General features: G+C 40.4%; 12 protein-coding genes. 11 read left to right on the forward strand and 1 reads right to left on the reverse strand.

Annotated elements, in window-relative coordinates:
• Positions 1-61: 61 nt before the first annotated feature.
• Entirely contained in the window at positions 62-661 is a 600-nt protein-coding gene (locus BMZ55_RS09885; protein WP_089820210.1) for a DUF4142 domain-containing protein, read from the reverse strand.
• A gap of 247 nt (positions 662-908) precedes the next feature.
• Between BMZ55_RS09885 and BMZ55_RS09890 the strand changes: the two genes are divergently transcribed.
• The 11 genes from BMZ55_RS09890 to BMZ55_RS09940 all read left to right on the forward strand — a co-directional run bounded on the left by BMZ55_RS09890 (position 909) and on the right by BMZ55_RS09940 (position 20,488).
• The gene (locus BMZ55_RS09890) at positions 909-2,024 is read left to right on the forward strand and encodes an Mrp/NBP35 family ATP-binding protein (RefSeq protein WP_089820211.1); all 1,116 of its coding nucleotides are present in this window, start codon (positions 909-911) and stop codon (positions 2,022-2,024) included.
• A gap of 42 nt (positions 2,025-2,066) precedes the next feature.
• On the forward strand, positions 2,067-2,315 hold the full coding sequence (locus BMZ55_RS09895; protein ID WP_052252107.1) for a NifU family protein: 249 nt from the start codon (positions 2,067-2,069) through the stop codon (positions 2,313-2,315).
• 144 nt (positions 2,316-2,459) lie between these two features.
• On the forward strand, positions 2,460-3,320 hold the full coding sequence (locus BMZ55_RS09900; protein WP_089820212.1) for a BadF/BadG/BcrA/BcrD ATPase family protein: 861 nt from the start codon (positions 2,460-2,462) through the stop codon (positions 3,318-3,320).
• 78 nt (positions 3,321-3,398) lie between these two features.
• Positions 3,399-5,690 (forward strand): NADP-dependent malic enzyme, encoded by a 2,292-nt coding sequence (locus BMZ55_RS09905; protein WP_089820345.1) that lies wholly within the window; start codon positions 3,399-3,401, stop codon positions 5,688-5,690.
• A 17-nt stretch (positions 5,691-5,707) separates the two neighbouring features.
• Complete coding sequence (ruvA, locus tag BMZ55_RS09910; RefSeq protein ID WP_089820213.1) at positions 5,708-6,292, forward strand: Holliday junction branch migration protein RuvA; 585 nt, start codon at positions 5,708-5,710, stop codon at positions 6,290-6,292.
• A gap of 21 nt (positions 6,293-6,313) precedes the next feature.
• A complete protein-coding gene (gene sov, locus BMZ55_RS09915; protein ID WP_089820346.1) occupies positions 6,314-13,372 on the forward strand; it encodes a T9SS outer membrane translocon Sov/SprA in 7,059 nt (2,352 codons plus the stop codon).
• A 231-nt stretch (positions 13,373-13,603) separates the two neighbouring features.
• Positions 13,604-14,269: a GTP cyclohydrolase I FolE gene (gene folE, locus BMZ55_RS09920; protein WP_089820214.1), complete on the forward strand. Its 666-nt coding sequence runs from the start codon at positions 13,604-13,606 to the stop codon at positions 14,267-14,269.
• A 16-nt stretch (positions 14,270-14,285) separates the two neighbouring features.
• Positions 14,286-15,752: a cysteine--tRNA ligase gene (gene cysS, locus BMZ55_RS09925; RefSeq protein WP_089820215.1), complete on the forward strand. Its 1,467-nt coding sequence runs from the start codon at positions 14,286-14,288 to the stop codon at positions 15,750-15,752.
• 235 nt (positions 15,753-15,987) lie between these two features.
• Entirely contained in the window at positions 15,988-18,645 is a 2,658-nt protein-coding gene (locus tag BMZ55_RS09930; RefSeq protein WP_089820216.1) for a 4-alpha-glucanotransferase, read from the forward strand.
• A 229-nt stretch (positions 18,646-18,874) separates the two neighbouring features.
• The gene (locus BMZ55_RS09935; protein WP_143068770.1) at positions 18,875-19,831 is read left to right on the forward strand and encodes a hypothetical protein; all 957 of its coding nucleotides are present in this window, start codon (positions 18,875-18,877) and stop codon (positions 19,829-19,831) included.
• A gap of 231 nt (positions 19,832-20,062) precedes the next feature.
• On the forward strand, positions 20,063-20,488 hold the full coding sequence (locus tag BMZ55_RS09940; protein ID WP_089820218.1) for a hypothetical protein: 426 nt from the start codon (positions 20,063-20,065) through the stop codon (positions 20,486-20,488).
• Positions 20,489-20,498 lie beyond the last annotated feature (10 nt).

Here is a 20,498-nt window from a genome sequence, read left to right on the forward strand (position 1 = left end):
AGCTGAGAATATAGAAAAAACCGGTTAAAAACCGGTTTTTTTCATTTTTGCCAATTGGTATTTATTTTAAATTATTCATCACATCTTGTGATGCTTTCAGATGTTTCTCCAAAATCGGTACTGTTTTCGAGGCGAATGATTTTAAATTGCCATCTCCACCGGCATCTGCCTGCTTTTTATAGGCAGCAATATCTTTTTTATGATCAGTCACCAAAAAGTCCACATATGCCTTATCGAAATCAGCGCCCTTTGTGGCTTGCATATCATTGTATTTTTGCTGCATATCAGCTTTAAGCGTATTTGGTAAATCGTAACCGGCGCTTGTTGCCCAGCTTTTAAGCTCCTCGTTGGCTTTGGTGTGGTCATCTACCATCATTTTGCCGAGCGATTTTACTTCCTGCTGACTGCTGTTGGTTTCTGCCAACACCCCCAACATCACTTCCATCATTCCGCCCGTAGCAGCTTCATTGGCGAACATTTTATCCTGTTCTGTAAGCGTTTCATTGGTAGTGCCAGTCATCGTTGAATCTGTCATCATCATAGTTGAGTCGGCAGGCATGGTCATTATACTATCCGTTGTGGATGTGGTTTGCGTGTTTTCGTTTTTGTTACAGGCCATCAGCGCCGCAGCGCACAAGACCGAAAGCATTGCATTTTTCATAATAGTAATATTTTAAGATTAAACTGAGTTTAGCAGTCTGTGTATCAGAGAGTTGTGAAACATCAAGAATTTTGCCAATTCAACGGCTAATTTTTAATTTTAATAACTGTGCAATAAGTATTTAAGCATAACTTTATCTACAAAGTAACCGTGATGTAGATTTAACACAAACATTTATCATAAATTTTAATCATTCTAAATAAGAAAATATTGCTTAAATTTGACCATCAATTTTTTATAAAGAATTATGTTGACGAAAGCAAAAGTTCAGGATTTCCTGAAAGAGATAGAAGTAGATGATTTGGTGCACAATTTCCAGGTGATGGGAAATGATGTGTATATCGATATGACCGCGCATTCACCGGCAATGCACGAAAAGAAAAAGCTGGAAGCTGCCATGAAACAGGCTTTCGCTTCGCAGTTTGGTGAAGAAGTGGTTTTGAAACTGAAAATTTCATCTCCGGAACCGTCCGAAGTTCAGCAAAATCAAATCAAAGGAAAACAGATCCCGGGAATTCAGAATATTATTGCCATCGCTTCCGGAAAAGGTGGCGTTGGGAAATCTACAGTTGCAGCCAACTTAGCGGTAACTTTAGCTTCAATGGGTTTTAAAGTTGGTATTTTAGATGCTGATATTTACGGACCATCAATTCCAACGATGTTGGATACGGAAGGTTCAAAACCGATTACCGTGGAAGTTGACGGAAAATCACTGATGAAACCGGTAGAAAATTACGGGGTGAAAATGCTTTCAATCGGATATTTTTCCGGTGCAAACCAGGCGGTTGTTTGGCGTGGCCCGATGGCTTCTAAAGCATTAAACCAAATGATTCGCGATGCGGCTTGGGGTGAACTGGATTTCCTTTTAATCGATTTACCACCGGGAACAGGCGATATTCATTTATCAATTATTCAGGAAGTTCCGGTAACCGGCGCGGTAATCGTAAGTACGCCGCAACACGTTGCGCTTGCTGATGTAAGAAAAGGAATCGCAATGTTCCAGATGGAAAGCATCAACATTCCGGTTTTAGGTTTAATTGAAAATATGTCGTATTTTACTCCGGAAGAATTGCCGGAAAACAAATATTATATTTTCGGGAACCAGGGCGCGCAGTTTTTAGCTGAAGATTTGGGAATTCCTGTTTTGGGCGAAATTCCTTTGGTACAAAGCATCCGCGAATCCGGCGATGTTGGCAGACCGGCAGCTTTGCAGGAAAATTCTGTAGTTGCAAAAATTTATCATGAAACTACCCAGAAAATGGTAGAAAGCCTGGTAGAACGGAATAAAAACATGCCGGCGACCGAAGCGGTAAAAATTACCACAATGGCAGGCTGTTCACCAAAAAACAAAAAAAACGCCTAAAAAACACCTTTTATTCTTCGAAAAAAGAATGAATCTCAAACGATGGAAAAACAATTAACACAGGAAGAAACGGTAACCAAAGTACTGTTGGCACTGGAAAGTATACGTCCGTTTTTGAATAAAGACGGCGGCGATATCGAACTGATCGATGTGCGCGAACACACCGTATTGGTAAAACTCCACGGCAACTGCAACGGCTGCCCGATGAGTTTTTCTACAATGAAACTTGGTGTGGAAAATACCGTGAAGCAATTTGCGCCGGAAATCACCGAGGTGCTTGCGGTAGAGTAAAAATATTTCACCAAAAAATTAAAACGGGCAATTGTCCGTTTTTTTTATCTCTGCTTCGGCAAGACGGTAATTATGCGTAATTTCGCATAGTCTAAAATTTTGACGTTGAAATTAATTATTTTAGCACTTTAAACTAATGATTATATGATTGCCATTATAGACGGCGGTTCTACGAAATGTGACTGGGTTATCCTGGATAATTCCGGGAAACTTCACCTGCGGACTACAACTTTAGGCTTTAATCCAAATATTATCAATCCGGATTTTATCGGAAAAGAAATTGATCGTAATGAAGACCTTTTTTTCCTGAAAAATCATATCGAAAAGCTGTTCTTTTATGGTTCTGGTTGCGGCACCGCTGCGAATGCAAAAAAGGTGAATGACGAATTTGTAACCTCTTTTCCGCAAGCGGAAATTCGGGTGAAAGAAGATATGACCGCCGCGGCCTATGCGGCTTACGACGGTGAACCCGGTATGGTTTGCATTCTGGGAACCGGTTCTAATTCCTGCTTTTTCGATGGTGAAAAAATCCGTATTGATTTGCCTTCTTTAGGTTTCCTTATCGGTGACGAAGGAAGCGGCAGCGCTTTGGGAAAACATCTATTGCGCAGGTTTTTCATGAAAAAATTGCCCGTCGATTTGGAAAAGCAATTCAAAGAAAAATACCAGCTAACCATCGACGACGCCATTAAAAATATGTACCATAATCCTCGCGCCAATGCGTATCTGGGCGACTTCAACAAATTTATCGCTGAAAGAAAAGAACATCCATATTTTCAGAATATGGTTTTCGATGAAATGAAAAACTTTTTGGATTACCAGGTTTTACCTTACCCGGAAGCGCGTGAGGTGAAAATAAATTTTATGGGCTATATTGCCTTTATTTATGAAGATATCCTGCGTTCTGCAGCAGCTGAACTCAATTTAAAAATCGGCAGAGTGGTTCAGAAACCTATTGAAAGTCTGGTCGATTATCACAAAAAATACATTCTCAATCTGGACTAATTTTCGGTCCGGAAGAACTTTAATAAAATTCAGGTATTTTGAAATAATTTGCTCAAAATGCCGCCAAAAAATTTAGATATGTCCACTACAAACAATCGAGACGAGCGCAATTTCAGACAAGCCGCTTTGGATTACCACAGCAACGAACCGAAAGGTAAAATTGAAGTAATTCCTTCTAAACCACATTCTTCGCAGCGCGATCTGTCGCTGGCATATTCGCCCGGAGTTGCTATCCCGTGTCTCGAAATTGAAAAAGATCCGAAACTCGCGTATGAGTACACCGGAAAAGGAAATCTTGTTGCTGTAATCTCCAACGGAACGGCTGTTTTAGGTTTGGGTGACATCGGCGCTGAAGCTTCAAAACCGGTGATGGAAGGTAAAGGATTGCTTTTTAAAATTTTCGCGGACATCAATGTTTTTGATATTGAAATCAACGAAAAAGACCCGGATAAATTCATAGAAATTGTAAAAGGTATTGCCCCGACTTTTGGTGGAATTAACCTCGAAGATATTAAAGCTCCGGAAGCTTTTTATATTGAACAACGCCTCAAGGAAGAGCTCAATATTCCGTTGATGCACGACGATCAGCACGGAACAGCAATTATTTCTGCTGCAGCTTTGGTGAACGCCCTTGAAATTGCCGGTAAAAAAATCGAGGAAATAAAAATGGTGGTAAATGGTGCCGGCGCCGCTGCAATTGCATGTACCAAACTGTATGTTCAGCTCGGTCTTCGCATGGAAAATATTTTGATGTGCGACTCCAAAGGTGTCATCAACAAACGCCGTGAAAACCTCACACCTGAAAAACTGCATTTTATTGCTGATACCGACCGGAATACTTTAGCGGAAGCTTTAAAAGGTGCCGACGTATTCATCGGTCTTTCCAAAGGAAATATCATGACGCCGGAAATGCTGTTGAGCATGGCAGAAAACCCGATCGTTTTTGGTTTGGCAAATCCGGACCCGGAAATTGAATATGATGTTGCGATGGCGACCAGACCGGACACCATTATGGCAACCGGTAGAAGCGATTATCCTAACCAGGTGAATAATGTTCTGGGTTTCCCGTACATTTTCCGCGGAGCGCTTGACGTGCAGGCGACCGGAATTAATGAAGAAATGAAATTGGCAGCAGTTCACGCGATTGCAAAACTGGCAAAAGAACCCGTTCCGGAAGCTGTTATTTTAGCATACAGCTTAAACGGTTTAAATTTCGGCCGCGAATATTTTATTCCGAAACCATTTGATAACCGATTGATCACCAGGGTTTCTGTCGCGGTTGCAAAAGCAGCCATGGAAAGTGGTGTAGCAGGCAAACCAATTGAAAATTTCGACGATTACGAAAATGTTTTGCTAGACCGAATGGGCCGCGATGAAAAACTTATCCGAATGATGCAGACCCGTGCACGCTCCAATCCGAAACGTGTGACACTCGGCAACGCTGATGAATATAATGTGTTGAAAGCTGCTCAGATTCTTTACGAAGAAGGTATTGCGCACCCGATTTTATTGGGCGAGAAAAAATACATTCAGCAGCAGATGAAAAAATTCGGTATTGAGCTTGACGTGCCAATCATCGACCCGATGGATGATGATCAGTCAGAAAACCGCCTGAAATATCGTGAAACACTTTGGAAAATGCGCCAACGCAAAGGCATGAATGAGTACAAAGCCAAAAGATACGTACGCCAGCACGATTATTTTGGTCCGCTGATGCTTCACCATGGTGATACCGACGCGCTGATTGTAGGCTTCTCTAAAAATTATGCTTCTACGATAAAGCCAATTTTAAAAATTGTAGAAAAAGAAAAAGGCGTTGAAAAAATTTCATCGATGATGATGATTATGACTGAGAAAAAGCCAATATTTTTTACTGATACCTCCATTAATCAAAATCCAACCGCTGAAGACTTGGTAAATATTGCAAAAATGGCCGAAATGACGGTAAAAACTTTTGCCGTAGAACCGAGAATTGCCATGTTGTCTTTCGAAAATTTTTCCGGCAGGACAGAAACTTCGAAAAAAGTGGCAAAAGCCGTTTCTATTTTGCATGAAAAATTCCCGAAAATGATTGTTGATGGAGAAATTCAGCCGGATTTTGCTCTGGACAGCGACCATCTTTCGGATTATCCATTTTCTAAATTGGGGACGACACCAGCGAATGTATTTGTGTTCCCGAATCTGGAAAGTGCAAATATTTCCTATAAAATCATCAGAGGTTTAAAAGTAGCGCAGGTTGTTGGACCAATTTTAATGGGATTGAAAAAACCGGTACACGTTTTACAAATGCGTGCAAGTGTGGATGAAATCGTGAATTTAGCAACGATTGCGGTTCTGGATGCGCAGCGCCGTGAAGAATCAAAAGCGTAATTTATTAATTTTTAAAAATGATATATTCGCTTAAAGGAATTGTTCAGCAACTTAACCCAACTTCCGTTGTCGTTGATGTAAATGGCGTGGGTTATTTTGTTGGCATCAGTCTGCAAACCTCAGAAAAATTGGTCTTAGGAAAGGAAACTTTTTTAAACATCCAGCAAATCATCCGTGAAGATGCAAACCTGCTTTTTGGTTTTGATACCATCGCTGAAAAAGAGCTGTTCAACTTGCTGATTAGTGTGAATGGGGTTGGACCGGTTTCGGCTTTAATCATGCTTTCATCACTGTCTTTGCAGGAGATTGCAGCCGGCATCATGTCGAACAACAGCATGATGCTGCAAAAAGTAAAGGGAATTGGTTCCAAGACTGCAGAACGTATTATCGTGGAACTGAAAGATAAAATGCAAAAATTTGCCGTTTCAGCTGGTAATTTTTCACCAACCATAAATAATAAAGTTAAGGAGGAATCGTTATCAGCTTTAGAAGTTTTGGGTATTTCAAAGAAAATGAGCGAGAAAATTGCCGACCGTATTTTAAAGCAAAACCCGGACTTGACGGTAGAAGACCTGATAAAACAAATATTAAAAAATATTTAACATTTGGGAAGAAAAAGATTAATTCAACAGCGTTTTTTAGGTTTTCTACTTACGTTTTTTTCTCTTACGTCGGTTTTCGCGCAGGTTAAACCCAGCGACAGTGCCAGCGTACGACAGGATTTTTCTTTGCCCAATCCCACGCGCTACGAAGCATTTTATGATGTTTCCAGCGGCATGTACATTCTATATCCCAAAATCGGTAATATAGTGGTGGGAAATCCCGTTTCTATGACGTCTGCAGAATACCAAAAGTTTATGCTGACCAACGAAATAAGCGAATATTACCGTGAAAAATCATCAATTAATGATTTAGGTTATAGGAAAGATCAGACGGAAGCCATAAAAAAAGGTTTACTACCATCTGTAAAGATTAAAAACAAACTTTTTGAAACCTTATTTGGCGGCAATAAGATTGAAATTATTCCGCAAGGGTTCGCTTCCTTTGACATTGGAGGTCTTTACCAAAAAATAGATAATCCGTTAATTTTACCCCAAAACAGGACCAATTTTGCTATTGATATTCAGCAGAGAATCCAGTTGGGAATGATTGGCAAAGTAGGTGAAAATCTACAGCTAAAAGCCAATTACGATACCCAAAGCGGTTTTGCTTTTGAAAACCGTATGAACCTGATCTGGCAGGCAAAAGGGACCTGGCGCGATTTACAGACCAAAGGACTGAATAACCCAACTTCAAGCGGCGAAGATAAAATCATCAAGCGCGTAGAATTCGGTAATGTAAATATGCCGCTTTCCACTAGTTTAATTCGCGGTTCCGAATCGCTTTTTGGACTAAAGACGGAGTTTCAGCTGGGGAAAACCTACGGAACTTTGGTGTTTTCGCAACAACAGGGTGAAGCGCGAAATATAATAGCACAAGGTGGAGGCGTTATGAACACTTTTAAGTTCAACGCGGTAGATTATGAAGATAATCAGCACTATTTTCTGGGACATTTTTTCTTAAATACTTACGACAAAGCGCTTCTTAATTACCCGCAGATCAATTCCCGTGTGAATATCAGCCGCATTGAAGCCTGGGTTTTAGACCAGGGCTCCGGAAATCTTCAGGATCAAAAAGGAATTCTTGGAATTCGGGATTTAAGTGATGGAACTTCAGGTTTTCCGGATAATTCACAAAATAATTTATACCAAAGCATCGTCAGTTTAGGACCGGCCATTCGCGACGTAAATACCGCCTACAATGCAATAAATGGTAAATCTTTCCCGAACGCAAACGGTTCAGCAGAAAATTACGTAGACGGTGAGCAATTTATTTTCAACCGTAAAGCAAGAAAATTAAATCAAAACGAATTTACTTATCATCCGCAGTTAGGTTACGTTTCACTGAACCAGAGACTTAATGACAACCAGCTTTTGGCAGTTTCGTACAGTTATACGTTAAACGGTGACAACAAAGTTTATAAAGTTGGCGAATTTTCGGAGGAAAGTCCGGTGCTCATCACCAAAGTTCTGAAACCGAACAGCACCGTGAAAACTTCATCGCCGATGTGGGATTTGATGATGAAGAATATTTATTCTTTGAACACCAATCAGATCAATTCCGATGGATTTTTACTCAACGTTTATTACCGCGATCCGCAAACAGGGGGAAAAGTAAATTATTTACCAACAACTGTTAACGCGCCCGACCCTCAGGTTAATCCTAATTTACTGAAACTCTTCAACTGGGACCGTTTAAATATGAATAACGATTTGCAGGAAGGTTCAGGTGAAACAGGCGATGGCATTTTCGATTATGTTCCCGGCATTACGGTGAGTTCCGAAAACGGACGCGTAATTTTCACTAAAGCAAAACCTTTCGGCGCTTATCTGGAAAGTGTATTGGGAAAAGACGATCCGGATTTCGTTTTTAATGACCTTTACAATCAGCAAAAGCAGGTCGCTTCGCAGAACAATCTTGCGTTGCGATATACCATGGAAGGCCGTTATAAAGGCAGCCAGGGTTCGGGCATTTCATTAGGAGCGATTAACGTGCCGCAAGGTTCTGTAAAAGTTACCGCCAACGGCGTACAGCTTCAGGAGGGTATTGATTATACCGTCGATTATATGCTGGGAACGGTAAACATTATCAATGAAACCGTAAAGCAGTCGGGGCAGGCGATCAATATTTCATTGGAAAATCAGCTGACTTTCAATACCCAAAGAAAAAGATTCCTGGGTTTAAATCTCGAAAGAAGATTTAATGAACATTTAACCGTCGGTGCTACGGTGGTAAATTATGCCGAAACGCCGCTAGCCCAAAAGGTAAATTTTGGTCAGGAAGCTGTGAATAATACAATGGCTGGCTTCAATGTTTTGTATAACAACGAATTGCCTTTTTTAACCCGCTTAACCGATAAAATTCCGTTTGTAAATACCGAAGCACCATCGAATTTGAACTTTATGGCTGAAGGAGCCTATTTAATTCCGGGACAGAATAAAGGAATTGGTGACCAGTCTTATATCGATGATTTTGAACAGAGCACTTCTAAAATTTCGCTTAAAGAACCGGCGATGTGGAGTTTGGCTTCAAAACCTGAAAAAAACCCGGAACCTATTTTTTCTACCGGTAATCTCAATGATAATTTATCTTTTGGAAATGGACGTGGCTTATTAAGCTGGTATAATATTGATCCGAGATTTTATGGAATAGGGGGAAAAGCGCCGAGTGGAATTAATGCCGAAGCCGTATCAAATCACTCTTCCCGACGTGTGAAAACATCTGAACTGTTCAACAGCCGCGATTTCGTTGCCGGTGAACAACTATATACCAACACGTTAGATATTACTTATTTCCCGACCGAAAGAGGACCATATAACGTAAATCCAGCTTCTGAAACTACGCAGCAGCGCTGGGCGGGGTTAATGAGACCTATTTCGGTGTCCAATTTCACCAATTCAAATATCGAATATGTGGAGTTCTGGATGATGGATCCTTACGCAGACGGAAATCCGTTAGGTGCAACACCAAAACTTCTTTTACAATTGGGAAATGTTTCCGAAGACTTGCTGAAAGATGGTAAACTTATGTACGAAAACGGCTTGCCAACACCTGCCGTTCCTGCAAATACCACGACTACAAATTGGGGTGTTCAACCGAATCAATTCCCGGTGCTTTATGCATTTTCTTCGGAAGGTGCAGAGCGTACGGCGCAGGATTTAGGTTATGACGGTCTTGATGCTGCGGGAGAAACAGCCAAGTTCGCGACCAATTTTATTAATCCGGTTACCAATAATTCGGATCCGGCGTCGGATGATTTCGTATTTTATTTATCAGACCAGTTTCAGGGAAATCAAGCGGGTTCTGTAACCCAACGCTATAAGTACTTCCGTGGTCCTGAAGGTAATTCGCAAAGCAATTCTCTGGAAGTTGCCACACAAACTCCGGATGCTGAAGACGTAAACCGCGATTACAACCTGGACCAAAGCGAAAACTATAATCAGTACACCATTAATCTCGATAAAAATAACCTGCAATTAGGGCAAAATTTTATTGTTGATGTTAAAGAAGTGGAAAGTAAATTTCAAAACGGACAAACCGGAACCAACAAATGGTATTTATTCCGTGTGCCGGTGGCGCAATATGATTATGATGCCGGCGAAGCAGATGCTTCCATTCTGAATAATGTACGTTTCGCAAGAATGTTGCTTACCGGATTCGACCAAACTTCTACGCTTCGTTTTGGAACTTTGGATTTGGTTCGAAGCGATTGGCGAAAATATACCAAAAACATCGCGACAAATGCTTCTGATACTGAAGGAATTGAGCTGGTAACCGACCAGAATTTAGATGTCGGAAGTGTAAATTTGGAAGAAAACGGTTTAAGCCAACCGCCTTATGTTCTGCCTCCGGGAATTGACCGTCAGGTTTTGAGCGGAAATGCCGGTGTACAGAGACAGAATGAAGCTTCTTTATATTTAAAAGCGGCGCCTTTACAAAAAAATTCTTCGCGCGGAGTTTTTAAAAATGTGGCTTTGGATATGCGCCGGTACAAAAAGCTGGAGCTTTTCGTTCACGCTGAAGATTTAAAAGATGTTACTTCTTCGAACTACGATGAAGACGCTAAATTTTTCATCCGTTTTGGTAGTGATGCAACCGACAATTATTACGAGTATGAAGCTTCGCTGAAATATACTTCAAAAAATGCACGTTCACCGCTGGAAATTTGGCCTTCGGAAAATAATGTAGATTTAGAAATCCAGGATTTTGTGGATGCAAAACTGCGCCGCGACCAAAACTATCCGACCGAAATAGAACTTCGCCGCGAAGATGTGGAATACGGTTCACTTGATCCTAACAAAAAAATATATATCAAAGGTCGCCCGAGTTTAGGCAACGTAACGACCATTATGTTGGGTGTGCGCAATAAAAATTCCGTTGTTTCCAAAGAAGTGGTGCTTTGGGTTAATGAAATCCGTCTTTCTGAAATAGAAAATAAAGGCGGTTATGCTGGGAATGCAAGTGTGAATTTTAACCTTGGTGATTTTGCTTTGGTTAATGCCAATGCTTCTTACTCAACCATTGGTTTTGGAGGTATTACTGAAAAACCTGCTGAAAGAGCCCAGTCTACATTAGCTGCTTATAACATCAATACGACCGTGAACGTGGATAAATTTTTACCGGAAAAACTTGGTTTAAAAGTGCCGGTAAATTATTCGTATACCCAAACGATTGAAGATCCGAAATATAATCCGCTGGATAATGATGTAACTTTTGAAAAAGCACCGAATAAAGAAGAGCTGAAAACCGTTGCACGAACTTACACGCAGCAACGCAGCATTGGCGTGGTAAATATGCGAAAGGAACGAATGAATCCTAATAAAAAACCGCGATTTTATGACGTAGAAAATCTATCGGTGACCGCGATTTATAACGATGATTATTTCCGCGATGTGTATACCAAAAAGAATTACCGCCAATATCTGAAAGGTTATATCGACTATAATTATTCCTTCAAACCTTGGGTTTTAAGACCATTTAATAAACTGGTCAGCGACACGGCAAAATCGTACAAATATTTGCGTTGGGTTAAAGAAGTCAACTTTAATCCGGTTCCTACACGACTTTCTTTCAGAACAGAAATCGACCGAAATTATAATGAGCTGGAATTCAGAAACATCGATGCAATTCTTGGCGGAAATGCTGCCCAGGATTTCGATGTGATCAAAAACCGAAATTTCTATTTTGGCTGGCAATACGGTATTGGTTTTAATTTTACAAAATCGCTTAAACTTGATATAAATTCCGCCATGCGGACTTTAAACGACAATCTGAGTGTCTATAATATGAACACAAAATCGATTTTCGCTGATCCTTTCCGCGCCGGTCGTCCGGTATTGTATAACCACCGCGTGCAGCTGAGCTACCGTCTACCTTTCGAATATTTGCCTTACCTGGATTTCATTAATGCCGAACTAGGTTATGGTTTTACCTATAACTGGAACGCGCGCAGCACTGTACTTACAAATTTTAGAAATCCGGACACTGGACGTGAAGAAAGTTTGGGTAGTATCGGCCAAAATACCAATAATATTATTGCGACAGCAGCGGTAGATGTTCCAAAATTTTTCGGAAAATTTAAATATTTCCAGGCAATTAGTTCCACAATGCAAAAACGCCGTCAGGAAATCGATTCACTGAACAATGTTTATAATTTAGCCTGGCAGAAGAAAAACAAAAAGCGAAATTTCAAAAATTACAGATTCAAAAATAAATTAAATCCAATGCAGGCGGTTGCTTACGCATTAACCTCCGTGAAGCAGCTGGATATTTCTTACAACGAAAACAACGGAACTGTATTGCCTGGTTTATTGGCAGCGCCGAACTGGTACGGATATGGCCAGAATATCGGCGGACCAACTGTTGGTTTCCTTTTAGGTTCCCAAGCAGACATTAGACGAACGGTAATTGAAAACGGTTGGATTTCGGATTCCAATTATATGAACGATCCGTATTCGCAGCTGAAAAATCAAAACTTCCTCGCGAACGTCCAGATTATGCCGGTGAACGATTTCCGCATCGATGTTAATTTCCTGAAAAATTACAACAGCAATTTCACTCAGGGCGGTTATAATGTAGATGCAGATTCCGATCCTAATAATGGTTTTCAGTTCTCCTTTGGCAGCGATTTATTCACCTATTCCAAAACGGCGTGGACCTTCGGAACTTCGTTTGTAGACGGCCGTACGATTTACGAAAATATGATCTCAAATGCCCGGGAAATTTCTCAGCAATTCGGTGGACCGCTTGATGCGAACGGTTTTACGGATGGTCATTCATTAGCAAACGCGTACATTTTGGTTCCGGCTTTTCAGGCAGCTGTTGAAGGTAAGTCGGCGGGTGGTCCGCTGGACGATCCGAAAAAATCCGGTTTCCCATTACCGAACTGGCGTGTGACTTATTCCGGTTTAAAAAATATTCCGCTTATAAACAGCCAATTTTCCAAATTTGATATTTTGCACGGTTACACTTCCACGTACACCGCCGCGGGAATCCAGTCCAGTATTGATTATTACAATGTTCAGAACAACGGTACTGACAACCGCGACGCGTTTGGCGATTTTTACAATCCTTACACGTTTTCGCAGGTTGGCTATGTTGAAGCTTTTGCGCCGCTGATCGGTGCTGATGTTACCATGCGCAACAATATGCAGTTCCGTGCGCAGTACAACACCGACCGTTTGTTTATGCTCGGTTTGATAAATCATACGCTGACGGAAGATATCGGGAAAGAATATATCCTCGGTTTTGGTTATATTTTGAAGGATTTAAAATTGAAGCTGAACTTCAAAGGAAAACAGCGCAATATTAAAAGTGATTTGAATGTGCGTGGCGATTTTGCGTTGCGAGACAGCCAAACCCGAATTACCAATATTTTGCAGGACGATTCTCAGGTAACGGGCGGCCAGCGCATGTTGAGCTTAAAACTTTCCGCGGATTATAATATGTCGCAGAATTTCAATATCCGCTTTTTCTACGATCAGCTGATGACGAAATACAAAATTTCCACGGCGTTCCCGCTTTCAACAGTACGCGCGGGACTTACAGCGACATTTACTTTCGGTGGCACCGGTGGGTTTTAATTTGGTTGAAAAAAATTCCCTGCTAAATGACCGTTTTTTTCGGATTTGAAAACCTGAATAAAAAATCATTTGGTTTAAAAATTCGCTGCTAAATGACCGTTTTTTCTGATTTTAAAAAAAGCAGAATTAAAGTGATTTAATCTGAAAAAAATCCGGGCTATTTAAGCCTTTTTTCCTGAATTGAAAAAACATGAAATTAAATCCTTAATTTTGCTTTCATTATAACATTTTATGGATCAGGATATCGACTTTGACGACGACGTGTTTACCGGAAAAGAACATACGCCATTGCGCGCAAATGCTTTTGATAAATTACCGGCGGAAAAAATTCAGCTTATTCAGCAACATTTCCATGAAATTATGGAAACGCTTGGCCTGGATATGACCGACGATTCGCTGAAAGATTCACCAAGACGCGTGGCGAAAATGTATGTAAATGAAATTTTCGGCGGTCTTCTGCCCGAAAATAAACCGCGAATTTCCACTTTTTCCAATAAATACAAATACCGCCAAATGCTCGTGGAAAAAGATATCACCGTGTATTCCTTCTGCGAACACCATTTTTTACCGATTATCGGCAAAGCACACGTGGCGTATATTTCAAACGGCGAAGTGATAGGCCTTTCAAAAATAAACCGAATTGTGGATTATTATTCAAAACGTCCGCAAGTTCAGGAAAGGCTGACGATGCAAATTGTGGATGCGCTGAAAGATGCTTTAGGTACCAAAGATGTAGCGTGTATCATTGAAGCAAAACATTTGTGCGTGAACTGTCGCGGCATTAAAGATACTGCAAGCTCCACCACAACCGCCGAGCTTAGCGGCCTTTTCCGAACCAATCCGATTACGCGTCAGGAATTCTTACATTATGTAGGAAACCACGCAAAACTGGACTAATTTCAAACTAAAAACAATGAATTTAAAAATATACAATTCCCTTTCCGGTGAAAAAGAAATTTTCACGCCCATTCACGAAAAAAGCGTCGGGATGTATGTTTGCGGTCCTACCGTGTACAGCAATGTGCATTTGGGAAATGTACGGACTTTCATGTCTTTTGATTTTATTTACCGCACTTTGATGCATCTTGGTTACAAAGTCCGGTATGTGAGAAACATTACCGATGCGGGCCATCTTACCGACGATGGTGATGTGGACAATGACCGTTTTGTAAAGCAATCGCGCCTGGAAAAGCTGGAGCCGATGGAAATCGTGCAGAAATATACCGTAGATTTTCACAAAGTTCTAGAGGTTTTCAATTTACTTCCACCGACGATTGAACCCACTGCAACCGGACATATCTTAGAACAAATCGAACTTACACAGAAACTTTTAGATAAAGGTTTTGCGTATGAAAGGAACGGTTCTGTTTATTTCGATGTCTTGGAATACAACCGCCGCGGTTTAAATTATGGTGAACTTTCCCGTAGAAATATTGAAGAACTTTTTGCAAACACGCGCGACCTCGACGGACAAAGTGAAAAGAAAAATCCGCAGGATTTTGCCTTGTGGAAAGCCGCTTCGCCTGCACATATTATGCGCTGGAATTCGCCGTGGGGCGAAGGTTTTCCGGGCTGGCATCTGGAATGTACAGCCATGTCAACTAAATATTTAGGTGAAAGGTTTGACATTCACGGTGGTGGAATGGATCTGAAATTTCCGCATCACGAATGTGAAGTTGCCCAGGGAAAAGCCTGCAATGGTGTAGAACCTGTTAATTACTGGATGCACGCAAACATGCTGACGATGAACGGTCAGCGCATGAGTAAATCTACCGGGAATTATATTTTACCGATGGAATTGGTTTCCGGAAGCAACGACTTTTTCGAAAAAGCTTTTCATCCGACTATCGTGCGTTTCAATTTTATGCAGGCGCATTACCGCAGCGTTTTGGATATTTCCAATGAGGCCATGATCGCAAGTGAGAAAGGATTTCAGCGTTTGATGGAAGCGCTGAAGGTGCTTTCAAATACAACTTTTTCCAGTGCTGAGGTTTCCAGCTTTGATGTTGAAGCATGGAAAGCAAAATGTTATGCTGCGTTAACTGACGATTTTAATTCACCCATTTTAATAGCACATCTTTTTGAAGCTGCTAATTTCATTTTTAAATTAAAAGAAGGCAAAGAAAGCATTTCCACTCAGGATTTAGAAGAATTGAAAACCTTGCTGAACAGCTTTATTTTCGATGTTTTAGGCTTGCAGAATATCGAGGAAAATAACAATGAAAAATTGGATCAGACTTTACAGGTTTTAATTGAACTCCGAAATCAGGCACGTAAAGCCAAAAATTTTGATCTATCAGACCAAATTCGTGATCGCTTGCTGGCTGAAGGAATTGAGCTTAAAGACGGAAGAGACGGCACAACGTATTCGATATCATAAGGTTATCTGAAGCATTTTATTTTTTTTGAAAAAATGCCCAAATAGCAGCTAAAATTTTTATTATTTCACCTGGCGGAAATGTTTAATCAAACATTTTTTCGTATCAGTTTGTATTGGTTCTGTAATAAAATGATTATCAATAGTTAAACTGAAAAATATCACCTTTAAAGCAGCTGAAATTTCAGATTAATTCTTGAAAAATTTGCTAAATTGCAGTCATTAAAAAATAAATTTGATGAAACTTTATCTTAATATAAATTTCCAGACGAAAGTTGGTGAAAATCTGCAACTTCTGGTTTTAAATGACGGAATTGAAGAGAAAATTTATCACCTTAATTATACCGATAATGGAAACTGGACAGGTGAAATAGATTTTTTTTCGAAAACCATTTCATATAAATATCGGGTTACCGGCCAGCACGGCAATATTATTAATGAAGAATATTCGGTGCACTATCTGGCTTTTCCGCATAATTATGATGAGTTTGTAATTTATGATTCCTGGAACGCCAAAAATTTCCCGGAGAATTACCTGAACAATAAAATTCTTAAGAATAAGCTTCAAAGCTTTACACCCGGTAAAGTTAGCGCGCTAAAAAAACACACCCATCTTTTCCGCCTGGAAGCGCCGGTGTATAATCCGGACTGGCAGATTGTCATGCTGGGAAACTGCGAAGTGCTGGGTAATTGGCAATATTTGAAAACTTTGCCGATGAATCAGACAGATTTCGGAATCTGGGAAGTCGCTGTGGTATTGCCGCAAAACCACATGATCGAATATAAATACGGTTTGATGAACATCGAGACCGGCGAAGTTTTCGGTGTGGAATACGGCCCGAACCGTTGGGCTTTGCCGAACGCTGAAAACAATGCACTTCAAATAAAATCCGATCATTATTTCCGTTTCAAGTCGCATGAAATGTACCATGCCGCCGGAGTTGCGGTGCCGGTTTTTTCGTTACGAACCGAAAATGGTTTTGGTGTTGGTGAATTTCCCGATTTAAAAAATCTGGCAGATTGGGCGAAAGAAACCAATCTTTCGATTTTGCAGATTCTGCCGATTAACGACACGACTGCGAATTATTCCTGGACCGATTCTTATCCATATGCGGCGATTTCGGTGTATGCGCTTCACCCGCAATATTTGTCGGTTGAAAAACTTCATTTTCCTATACCGAACGATTTAGTTGAAGAATACAAAGCAGAAAAAGATGCTTTGAATGAACTTTCGCTCATCGATTATGAAAAAGTAATTTCCGGAAAATGGAAATATTTAAAAGCAATTTTTGCCGGCAATTTTGACCAAATTTTAAAAGACAGAAATTTTAAGAAATTCCTGAAAGAAAATGAAGAATGGCTTTTACCGTATTCAGCTTTCTGCGTTTTACGCGATAAATATCAAACGCCGAACTTCAACGAATGGAAAACGCACCGAAAATTTATTTTTGGTAAAGTTTCACCGTTCTTTTCACCAAAAAACAAAGATTTTGCTGCTGCCATGGTGCACGCCTGGGTTCAGTACCAACTTCATCTTCAGCTAAAAGACGCTATAGATTATACACACCGCTTGGGAATTTCGGTTAAAGGTGATTTGCCGATCGGTATTTACCGCTATTCCGTGGAAGCTTGGGCAGAACCGGAACTTTTCGGTATGGATTTTCAGGCGGGCGCACCGCCGGATCAGTTTACTGAACTCGGTCAAAACTGGGAATTTCCGACCTACAACTGGGAAGCGATGAAAGCCGACGGTTACCGCTGGTGGAAAAACCGCTTCAAAGCGCTCGAGCAATATTTCGATGCGATGCGAATTGATCACATTCTCGGTTTCTTCCGAATCTGGCGGATGCCAATGAGCGCCACGCAAGGAATTTTGGGATATTTTTATCCTGCTGTTCCGGTTAAAATTGAAGAATTCCACGCGCGTGATATTCATTTTAATTACGAAAGATTCTGCAAGCCCTTCATTAATGACCAGATTTTATGGGACTATTTCGGCGAGGAACGCGAACATATTCAGGAGCATTTCATGAATAACCACTTCGATGGAACTTACACTTTCAAAGAAGAATTTGATACCCAGCGAAAACTTGCTGATTACTTTAAAACAAGATCCTTTAACGGTGCAGAGGAGCGCTTGCTTTCTTTAGCTGCGAATGTTTTGTTTTTACAAGAAGCGCTCGGCGATGATCAATATGTTTATCATCCGCGGTTTAATGTGGAGAAAACAGAATCTTATAAATATTTAAACGACAGCGAAAAGTGGAAAATTTCCGAATTATACCGGGATTATTTCTTCCACCGACAGGATGGATTGTGGTATCAGCAAGGAATGGAAAAACTTCCAGTCATCCTGAATTCTACTGACATGCTGATTTGTGGCGAAGATTTAGGTTTGGTTCCGGATTGCGTTCCCGAGGTGATGGACCGTCTGGGAATTACCGCTTTGAAAGTGCAGAGAATGCCCGCCGATGATTCGCTGTGGTACGATCCGCAAAATGCGACTTATATGAATGTGGTGACGGCGAGTTCGCACGACAGTTCTACCTTGCGGCAGTGGTGGCAGGAAGACCGTGAATTGACGCAAAAGTATTTTCAGCATCAGCTGGGGCAATACGGTACCGCGCCATGGCATCTGGAATGTGAACTGGCGGAAATTATAATGCTGCAGCATCTTTATAACGATGCGATGTTGGCAATTTTCCCGATCCAGGAGTTTTTAGCAACCGATAATAAGCTGAAAAACCCGAATATGGATGATGAACGTATTAACCAACCGGCGGTTTTCCCTCATTACTGGCGTTATAGAATGCATCTGAACATAGAAGATATGGTAGCAGAGACAGATTTCAATAAAAAAATAGCGTACTGGATTTCTGATTCAAATAGAATTTAAAAATAGTTTCTAAAAACAGCAGCTATATAAATCGCTAAAAAATAGCGTTTTAGCCCGGAATAAACAGAAGTTGAATCACTGCATTTAACTTCTGTTTTATTTTTATATCAAATAACCAGCTAATACAAAAAGCAGCTGATTATTTTTATGCTGAATTTAATTATCACTGAAAATTATGGCACGTTTTTTAATTATTAGTTAAAGAATCAATACATAAATTGAAATTGAAATGAAAAAAATTATACTAGGTTTATCGGTGTTTGCAATGACATTGGTTTCCGCTCAGAATTATCCCGATTATTACCCGAACAGCAGCTATGGAAATGGCAACTACTACGGCGACGACGATGATGCGTTTTATTTCCCGGACGATTATTACTACGAATATCCGAGTGATTATTACAATAATGACCTGTACAGAAATTATTACAGCGACTACCGAAGCAGCATTAATAATGTAAACTGGAACCGCTTCTTTTCGATGTACCGACTTTCACCGTGGCAAATTCAGCAGATTATGATGTTGAATGACAGCTTTTCGTCTTTCAGCGCCTGGAATTCATATTACAGATATAACCCGGACCGCTGGTATTACGATCGCTTCTATGCTTTGCAGAGAATTTTGGGACCGAATTTGTTTGTCGTTTTCCAGAACAGTTATTATAACGGGTACAACCCGGTAATTTATTACCAGAATTATAACCAAAGACACTACGCCAGAAATATTTACGTAGTACCGAGATACAGAAGTGTAAATGTTAATGTTTACCGTGTGGACCGAAACAACTATCACCAGAATAATTCGCGCAGAAATATTGGTTTTGAACAGCCGTCGCGCACCGGACAAACACAAACAGTTACTCCGAACCGCAACAGTGGTTTTAGAAATGACACCAATGAAAGTGCTTCACGGACCAGAACAAATACTTTTAAGTCTGAAACTGTAACACCAAATGCATCTGCAAGAACTGATGCAGGAACAAGATCAAATTCCACAAGAAGACCAGCAGAAATGCCTTCGAAATCAGGATTTAGATCAGAAACAGCACAGCCAGACAGAACTTTGCGAAATGTTACACCGTCTCGCAGAATGGAAAATAATTCCGGCAACTCTACCCAGGATGCCGGCGCAGGAACCAGAAATTCCAGCGTAAGAAACTCGGGAGGCCGATTAACTTCCCGATAATTTTAGATTTTTAATGTTAATAATGATGGGAGAGCAGTTTAATTTTAAACTGCTCTTTTTTTAGCCGCTAAAAGCACTTTTTTTTCGATTTTGGCTTCGATGTTAAATTCAGAAAAAAAGCCCTGAAATGTGGGTAATTTTTATTTAACATAATTTTATGAAGAGCTGCTTTAACTCTCGGATTTTTCTAGTATCAAAACCATATAAAACAACAATAGCAATATATACAAAATGAAAAAATTAATCTTCAGTGCTGCATTTTTAGCAGTTGGAACATTTGCCTTTGCACAACAAAACGGTCAGATGGCTAAAAAAGATCAGCAAACCATGGAACAGAAAAAAGCTGATCATTTCAAAAAAATGCAAACCGAGTTAAATCTTACTGAAACACAGGTTGCGCAGCTGAAAACGCTTCATGAAAAAAGAATGGCGGAAAGAAAAATGGAGGCACCACAAAGAAAGGCGGAAAGAAAAGCCAAAATGGAAAAGATGAAAGCCAAACGCGCAGAACATCAGGCTGAAATGAAAAAAATTCTTTCTCCGGACCAATACCAAAAATGGATGGCAAGCAACCAGGAAAAAATGCAGAAAAAGCGCCAAATGATGCACAAAAAAGGTGATATGATGAAAAAGCACCACATGCAAAAAGCGCAGTAAAATAGTTCTT

Origin of the sequence: Kaistella treverensis, assembly GCF_900114045.1 — a bacterium.
GTDB lineage: Bacteria > Bacteroidota > Bacteroidia > Flavobacteriales > Weeksellaceae > Kaistella > Kaistella treverensis.